The organism is Luteibacter sp. P4_D7_3, from assembly GCF_056401735.1.
In genome coordinates, this window is the sequence record NZ_JBFUIT010000538.1 from 1 (window position 1) to 1,491 (window position 1,491).

A 1,491-nucleotide genomic window follows, 5' to 3' on the forward strand; every position below is an offset into this window, starting at 1 on the left:
TCGGTGGCCAGTAGATCGAAGTTGGCCGCGTCGATATTGTTGGTGCCGACTTCCGGACCTGCGTAGACGCCGCCCGACTCTCCGACTCCCCGCTTATCGTACGTCAACACCGCGATGCCTTCGCTCGCCAGCCGCGAGGCGAACGTCGTCATGCGCTTTTCCTGACCCGATCCATGCACGAGGACGACCGCCGCATACGGATGCTCGGGTCGGAAGAGCGTGCCGACCAGCGTTACGCCGTCGCTTCTGAACCTGACGTCTTCAGACGTGATGCCTGGTGAATCAGCCGCGTGCGGGCGGGTTGATACCAACAGCAAAAGGCACATCCAAAGTCCACGGCCGTAGCGCATCGCTATGTATCCCCTGAGGTGGAAAGCACCTCATCGATGTGGGGCATCGTGGCTTCATCAGTCACCAAGTTGGCAAATTATCCGACCAAACGCGCCATCGTTGCGCTGAAACGCCGGTTGGGCTCCGTGAAACGTGCCTCCCGCCAGGGCAACCGAGGTAACGCGGTCCATGCGAAAGGACTTCCAACCCTGGGCGGCACCCGACGTGCTTTCTCCACTGACCTGAAAGGCACTGAGCAGACGATCGCCGGCGTGATCGTCGCCATACACATGGGGCTGCACGACGCGTTGCGTGTCGCCATAGTCAATGAGAAGCAGGAGTCGCTCACGGATTGCCTGGCAGATGATGGCGTCGAAGTCGTTCGTCACCGCCACCCTAACGCCGGGGCCACCTGCGTGAGAATCGATTCAATCAGGTGCACGTTGTAGTCCACACCTAGCTGGTTGGGCACGGCGAGAAGCAACGTGTCGGCTTCGGCAATGGCCTCGTCGGCCGCGAGTTCCGCGACGAGGACCTCCGGAACAGCCGCGTAGGTTCTGCCGAACACGGCCTCCATGTTGTCGATAAAGCCGACCTGGTCCGTGGACTTGCTTCGACCGAAATACGCGTGGTCCATGTCGTTGACCAGGGGAAAGATGGACCGCAGAACCGACACACGCGGTTCGCGCCCGTGGTCGGCCTTGGCCCACGCCTCGCGATAGAGCCGCATCTGCCTGGCCTGCTGCACATGCAGTGGCTCGTTGGTCTCGTTCGCTTTCAGCGTCGAGCTTTGCAGGTTCATGCCCATGGTGGCCGCCCATACAGCGGTCGCGTTGGAGGCCGAACCCCACCAGATACGTTCGCGAAGGCCGGGTGCGTGGGGCTCAAGCCGGAGGAGGCCGGGCGGGTTAGGAAACATGGGACGTGGATTGGGCTGGGCGAAGCCTTTTCCCTCGAGCAACTGGAGGAAGGTTTCGGCGTGCCGGCGGCCCATGTCGGCATCGGTTTCTCCTTCCGCAGGCGCGTAGCCAAAGTGGCGCCAGCCTTCGATGACCTGCTCGGGGGAGCCGCGGCTTATACCCAGCTGCAGGCGCCCGCCACTGATGAGATCGGCAGCCCCCGCGGTTTCCAGCATGTAGTGGGGGTTTTCATAGCGCATGT

At 62.3% G+C, this 1,491-nt stretch carries 3 protein-coding genes; all 3 read right to left on the reverse strand.

Translation table 11 applies throughout. The annotated features are described in order from the left end of the window. The coding region (locus tag AC1DSN_RS22485; RefSeq protein WP_477333032.1) for a serine aminopeptidase domain-containing protein at positions 1-350 on the reverse strand (350 nt) is incomplete at its 3' end. A gap of 57 nt (positions 351-407) precedes the next feature. Then, positions 408-725 carry a hypothetical protein gene (locus tag AC1DSN_RS22490; protein ID WP_477333034.1) on the reverse strand — a complete coding sequence of 106 codons (318 nt, stop codon included), beginning with the start codon at positions 723-725 and terminating at the stop codon, positions 408-410. Continuing rightward, positions 716-1,491: LLM class flavin-dependent oxidoreductase (locus tag AC1DSN_RS22495; RefSeq protein ID WP_477333036.1), on the reverse strand; the 776-nt coding region annotated here is incomplete at its 5' end. The genes AC1DSN_RS22490 and AC1DSN_RS22495, both read right to left, overlap by 10 nt.